The sequence below is a fragment of the Janthinobacterium sp. TND4EL3 genome (assembly GCF_900156175.1).
Lineage (GTDB): Bacteria > Pseudomonadota > Gammaproteobacteria > Burkholderiales > Burkholderiaceae_D > Janthinobacterium.
In genome coordinates this window covers 1-6,158 of sequence record NZ_FTMV01000058.1, presented here as the reverse complement: position 1 = coordinate 6,158, position 6,158 = coordinate 1, and the positions used below count along the sequence as shown (strand labels likewise).

The following is a 6,158-nucleotide window of genomic DNA, read 5'->3' as shown; positions in this document are numbered from 1 at the left end:
TAATCGAGTTTGTGGACACAATCGATTTGTGTCTCAACCTCAAATCATGCTGGCAGGAGTAGTCGAGGTAAAGACGGCGCTGGCTTTACGCTTACAGAATGACTTAGGTTCCGACCACGGTGTTTGTCAACGTAGTTGTCACGATACTGGCTAGCCGAAGACCAAAGTTCCTCGGCTTCTTCAATCCGAGCCACTCACGCTCCGCCTAACAGGCTGCTGAAATACCAGAGCGGCCGCCCGTCCAGAGCGGCGATCTGAATGTTATCCTGTCACTCCCGTTCCCCTACCTGAGAATCGATGCGCGGCGCCGACACCTTCACCGAAAGCTTGTTCATGATGCGCAAGCTGGAAGACTTCATTCCCCAAGATCACCCGCTGCGGGAGGTCCGCAAGATGGCCAACGCGGCGCTGGAAAAGATGGCAGGTCTGTTCGCCGGCATGTACGAATCGGAAAGCAAAGGCGGCCGCCCCAGCATCGCGCCGGAAAAGCTGCTGCGCGCCATGCTGCTGCAAGTGCTCTACAGCGTTCGCTCCGAGCGGCAGTTGATGGAACAGGTTCAGTACAACCTGCTGTTCCGCTGGTTCATCGGCCTGGCCATGGACGACAACGTCTGGGTGGCCAGCGTTTTCAGCAAGAACCGCGAGCGCCTCATTCGGCACGACGCCGTCATCGAATTCTTCAATGAAGTGCTGGCCATCGCCGGCCAGAACAACTGGCTATCGGGCGAGCATTTCAGCGTGGACGGCACCTTGATCCAAGCTTGGGCAGGCCACAAGAGCTTCGTGCGCAAAGACGGTGATGGCGGCGACGGCAATGGCGACGGCGGTGACTTCAGGGGCAAGAAGCGCAGCAACGAAACACACCAATCGAAGACCGATCCCGAAGCGCGCCTGTACCGCAAGGGCAACACAGGCAGCGAGCTGCGTTACATGGGCCATACCCTGAGCGACAACCGCCACGGACTGATCGCCAATGCGCGTGTGACCCAGGCCGACGGCTATGCTGAACGGGAAGCGGCGAAGGCGATGGTGAACGATGCGCGGCAAGCGCTGAGCGATCCCGCAATTGTGATCACGGTGGGCGCCGATAAGGGGTACGACGCGGCAGAATTCATCCAGGCCTGTGCGGCCATGAACGTGATGCCACATGTGGCGCAGAACAAGTCGGGCCGCAGCTCGGCGGTGCCTGACACGATTGCCCAGAGCCTGGGCTACGCGATTTCTCAGCAGAAGCGCAAGCTCATCGAGCAGGGGTTTGGCTGGGCCAAGATGATTGGCGGTATCCGCCAGGTGATGGTGCGCGGCCTGCGCAAAGTTGACCAGATGTTCGTGCTCAACATGGCGGCTTATAACTTGGTGCGCATGCGTTCCCTAGGACAAATCCGTCCGCAGGGCGCGCAGTAAGGGAAAACGGGTTCGAAATCCGACGAAAACAGGAGAAAACGGTCATGTTCGCGTAAGACTTTTCACTTTACGAAACGAATTTCGAAATCCTCATGATTTCGCCATACGACCGTTTTCCGTCGGCTGGTATTTCAGCAGCCTGCTAATTCGATTGGTGCAACCCTGATCAACACCTATAATGCTGAGCGACAGTGGCCTTGCCAAGAGTTGCACTCCTCTTCCAGGCGATCCATGTTCGATCCTACGTCCGGGTGGAAACCGAGTAGCCGGGTGAGTCGAACACTTTTCAAAACTGAATGGGCGGGTATGGATTGGAAAACAGAGTTACTCTTTTCATGGCGCGTTATACTCGCCGCACTGTTCGGCGCCTTGATCGGGTGGGATCGAGAACGGCAAGGCAGTGACGCCGGCGTGAGGACGTGCATGGCGATTTCGATCGGCTCTTGCGTTTTTAGCTTGATTTCCTGGCATGTGTCTCCGGCCGATCCTGCGAGAATTGCGGCTCAAGTCGTCACAGGTATCGGTTTTCTTGGCGCTGGGGTGATCCTTCAGGTGCGAGGCAGAATTGCTGGCTTGACAACCGCTGCAACTTTGTGGGCCACCGCAGCCATTGGCATGGCATGCGGTTTTGGTATGTACGTGCTCGCCGCTCTCACGACAGGGCTTATCTATGCCATGCTGGTTTTGCACCACGTGCCGGGCTGGGCAACGTTCACCAAGCGCAATTTCAACGTTCGAAATAAGGCTGAGGCAGAGCACGATTAGCTTCAGACTATGTCTCGTGCAACAGCAACATGCCATCCCCGGCCAACTTACATGCGAGAGATGACTCCATTCAAATGAACACCAGCGTGAATTCTCCTGCGCCCGTCCGAAAGAAGCGGGTCGCCCTTGTCCTGCAGGGAGGGGGCGCTATGGGTGCTTACCAAGCTGGCGTCTACCAGGCGCTCGAAGAGCGCGGTTTTTGCCCGGACTGGGTGCTTGGTACGTCCATTGGTGGCATCAATGCGGCGATTATCGCTGGTAACCCGCCAGCCGCCAGACTTGCCAAGTTGAAGGCTTTTTGGCAAACGGTATCCCAGGAGGAATCTGTCGGGCTCGATTTGATGACAGATCCGATGCGGCAAAAATCTACCCAGTGGGCGACCTTTGTCGCGGCGGTAGGAGGCATCTCTGGATTCTTCAAACCGAGATTTTGGAGCCCGTTCAGTATGGGGCTATCAGTACCTCCGGAAGAAGCAAGCTTCTACGATACCGCCGAGCTAGCCGATACGCTACGTGACGTCGTCGATATTTCTTACTTGAATACGTCAGGCAACATGCGCTTGACTGTGAATGCGCTTAAAGTCAGCAGTGGCGAATTGGTCAGCTTCGACAGTCAAAAACAGGCTATCGGGATTGAACACATCATGGCAAGCGGTGCCTTGCCGCCTGGCTTTCCACCCGTTCGAATTGACGGGGACTTGTATTGGGATGGGGGGTTGTATTCGAATACGCCGATAGAAACCATTTTTGATGACACGCCTCCGGTGGACACGCTTTGCTTCATGGTTGATCTATGGCGCGCCGAGGGACCGGAGCCAACGACCTTGAACGAGGTACAGACGCGTCAAAAGGACATTGTTTTTGCTTCCAGGTCGAATCGTCATATCGAGGCATATCGGCGTACGCACAATCTACAATGCATGCTTCAAAGGCTCTATGCGAAGCTACCGGTCGAGCTACGCGCTGACGTTGGCAACGAAGTGCTAGACCAACTGATTCCTGAGACAACCTTGCATATAGTTCGTCTGGTCTATCCCGGGCGCGACTGGCAGATGGCCGCGAAGGATATCAATTTCGCCAGCAGCTCGATATCATGGAGATGGGAGCAAGGCTATCGCGACGCACTGCAAGCAGTTGATCAGGCGGGTTGGCTTGTAGAGACCACCGAACATAACAGTGTGATAGTGCACGACATTGTCCGCAATTCAGAAAGAAGTGCGTAAGCGATACTGCTAAACGCCCGCGCCCAAATATTTTTGTGATACCTGCTTTCGAAGGGACCAACACACAGCTTGGCTACCTCGACGGGCGCCTTCTTTTTGGTTGATGCAACACGGGCGCGCCTCCTATCTCCTATTCCCGCTCGGGAACGGGGACATTAAAACCGTTCAGTGTTGTTGATACCAGTGCATATAGACCAACGAGATAAATTAATTCATTGGTCCCACGTTGCCCAAAGGTTGCAAGAGCGAGCCGGTATAGCGGCTCTGGAAGTGCGCCGCCGCGACACAGCGCATACGAGAAATCAAATGCGACATTTTCGTCTTTGGACAGGTCGGTAGGCTTGAGATCTGCCACCAACGCGGCAAGTCGCTCAGCGGACATTCCTTCCCGCTCAGCGACAGCGACATGAGCATAAATTTCGTAGGTGGCGTTAAAATGGGCACCGACGATGAGAATAGCAATCTGTCGAATATTGTCCGGCAGCACGGCGTTGGCTGTCATCGCTAGGGTCAGGTCCCAGATCGCCTTGCCGATTGCCGGCTCGTGCAACCATGGATTCCATGGCCCCATTAGTGCCCCGTCTTCTCGCTCAACTTTGAAGGCGTTAAAGTTGCTCGCAATTCCTTGGCGCATATGGTCGTAGAGGGCCTTCTGTTCGACCGTAAGGTCCGCCGGGGCGATTAGGGGAAGGCGCACGAGTAACTCCTTGAAATCATGTCTAAAAGCCTCATCGCACAATGTGTGTATGTGGCGTTATTTTCCCCGTGCTGCCTAGAGGCACCCGAAATATACATATAATCGTTTATTTGGGTTTGGCGGGAGGATTTTCAGGGATGCCACCTTGTATATTGCCTTCACGAGCACCTTGCAAGCTCGCACCTGCTCGCCCATTGTCTTTGTCGTTGCTGTGTTGAGCAAACGAGTTAGTGAAACTCCGCATTGTTTCTTGCTGTTTTTCCATACTGCGTTGTGTCTCCTCGGCAGCAGTGCGGGTCACATCCTCAGCGAGCTTCTGTGCGGTGCTCGAAGTTTTTGGAGCGTGTTCTTCGCTAATACGCGCTATAGCGACCTGCGAGTCTGCAGCAAGGCGCGACAGCTGCTGATGATATGCACGCAACTTCTCCGATGCTGGCAATGCGCGAGATGCTACGGCATCGATCAACGGAGCCGGGTGGTCGGTCGACAGAACATGCTGAGCACAGTGATTGCACTCTTCAATCATCGTTTGAACAAGCTGCATGTTCACCTGACTCAAATTTTGAATCGTTTCAAACAAAGATTTTGAGATATCATTAAAATACGCAGTTTGTGATTCCAAGTGGCTTTGAAGAGCCGGGGCGACAGCTTTTGAATATGGGAACATAGGAATACCTTAAAATGTTTTGTGGAATGGGCATGGTATCGAAAGGACCGTGAATACCAAGCGCCATGCAGATTTTGAGCCAGAAGAACTAATGACTCAGCGAAATTGCCTCAAAGTTTTCGTGCGGAAAACAAATGTAGCACATCAATAGGCTAGCTTAAAAGCCACTTTTATTGAAGCGATTGTTCAATCGTGCGGGCCATCACTTTGAGTGGCTGGCTATGGGAATGCTCGGAATGCCTCATGCCAGTGCGTAGTGTAGATAAAGTCGAACTGCGAAATCGGGATCTTTACGTATATCATGGGTCGCACAGAATTTGTTAGCAGCGCGCGCATGCCAAGTCCACATTAGATGATCATCTCGACAACCAGCAGCGCAATGAAACCTATAAAAAATGTAGCCGTCTGCAAGGGCGTTTCGGCTACTTCGTGCGCCTCGACCAACAACTCTTCGGTCACAAGATATAGCAGCGCTGCGACCCCGAATGCCAAAGTTGCGTCGAGCACGATCGCTGACGCGTTGGCAAGCACAAGCGCACCGCCCAATGCGCCAAAAAGTAGGCATGCCATATAAAAGCCGATAAAGCTAGCAATTCGAGTACGTGTGGCGCCGACGCTAACCAGTGCAGTAACGGAGGACAGTCCGAGAAAAAGTACTTCGAGCGAGAGCGCTACGGTAAGTATCAATCCTTGTTTTTTACCCGCTGCGAAACCAAGCCCGATCAGCACACCGTCGAGCACGAAATCGACGCCAAGGATCCATAACAGGCTGTCGACATTTTTTCCCTTCGGAGCTGCATCTTGCCCGGCCTTCTCAGTAAAATGTTTTATCGCGAGCATAACCAAAACACCGAGGGCGAAACCCGTTAGTGTTGCCCAAGGCAAACGCCGATGCATTAAGTCAGGTAGTAACTCAGTGGCAAGTGCAGCAAACACTACCCCGGCCGTAAAGTGCTGGATAGCACTACGAAGCGGCGCGCCGGGAGGGCGGAGAAGCGCCGCGCCCCCACCAGCGGCAAGGGCGAGTACGGGATAAAGTGCGTAATTGAGTATGCCGCCCACGGAGGATGTCATTAATATTTCCACTCAGATATAAATTCCTAAGAAAATGTCCTTTTGCATCCATTGATTTGGAGCACATTCACTTAAGCGCTCCCGATCAGTATGCCATGAGATTATATAAACTACAGGTTCAAGGCGCTCCAATCGAGGGCTACGGTGCTTATATCCAATTTGGTATCAAACTTCGGGGACGCACCGAGTCGCACTGCCCTCCAACGAACCTTCATGGTGCGCTACCCCTTGCGTGCGTATTCCACGCAAAGTGGCCACCCGTTCCACGGCAAAGTGGCCACCCAGTCCACGCCAAACTAGGCCACTCATTCCATGCCATGGCGGACAG

The 6,158-nt window shown here is 53.8% G+C and carries 6 protein-coding genes; 3 read left to right on the top strand and 3 right to left on the bottom strand.

The features are described from left to right. Window positions 1-297: 297 nt before the first annotated feature. From BXA07_RS29595 to BXA07_RS29585, 3 genes are all read left to right on the top strand, one after another. On the top strand, window positions 298-1,404 hold the full coding sequence (locus BXA07_RS29595) for an IS5 family transposase (RefSeq protein ID WP_070221477.1): 1,107 nt from the start codon (window positions 298-300) through the stop codon (window positions 1,402-1,404). A gap of 231 nt (window positions 1,405-1,635) precedes the next feature. After that, window positions 1,636-2,169 carry an MgtC/SapB family protein gene (locus BXA07_RS29590; RefSeq protein ID WP_232731426.1) on the top strand — a complete coding sequence of 178 codons (534 nt, stop codon included), beginning with the start codon at window positions 1,636-1,638 and terminating at the stop codon, window positions 2,167-2,169. 74 nt (window positions 2,170-2,243) lie between these two features. Continuing rightward, window positions 2,244-3,392 (top strand): patatin-like phospholipase family protein, encoded by a 1,149-nt coding sequence (locus BXA07_RS29585; RefSeq protein WP_070221475.1) that lies wholly within the window; start codon window positions 2,244-2,246, stop codon window positions 3,390-3,392. 130 nt (window positions 3,393-3,522) lie between these two features. On the opposite strand, the gene BXA07_RS29580 is transcribed toward BXA07_RS29585, so the two are convergent. The 3 genes from BXA07_RS29580 to BXA07_RS29570 all read right to left on the bottom strand — a co-directional run bounded on the left by BXA07_RS29580 (window position 3,523) and on the right by BXA07_RS29570 (window position 5,830). After that, entirely contained in the window at window positions 3,523-4,089 is a 567-nt protein-coding gene (locus BXA07_RS29580) for a carboxymuconolactone decarboxylase family protein (protein ID WP_070221486.1), read from the bottom strand. A 106-nt stretch (window positions 4,090-4,195) separates the two neighbouring features. Then, window positions 4,196-4,756 (bottom strand): TIGR01841 family phasin, encoded by a 561-nt coding sequence (gene phaP, locus BXA07_RS29575; RefSeq protein WP_071650202.1) that lies wholly within the window; start codon window positions 4,754-4,756, stop codon window positions 4,196-4,198. Between the two features lie 348 nt (window positions 4,757-5,104). After that, window positions 5,105-5,830 (bottom strand): ZIP family metal transporter, encoded by a 726-nt coding sequence (locus BXA07_RS29570; RefSeq protein ID WP_070221474.1) that lies wholly within the window; start codon window positions 5,828-5,830, stop codon window positions 5,105-5,107. Between the last annotated feature and the right edge of the window lie 328 nt (window positions 5,831-6,158).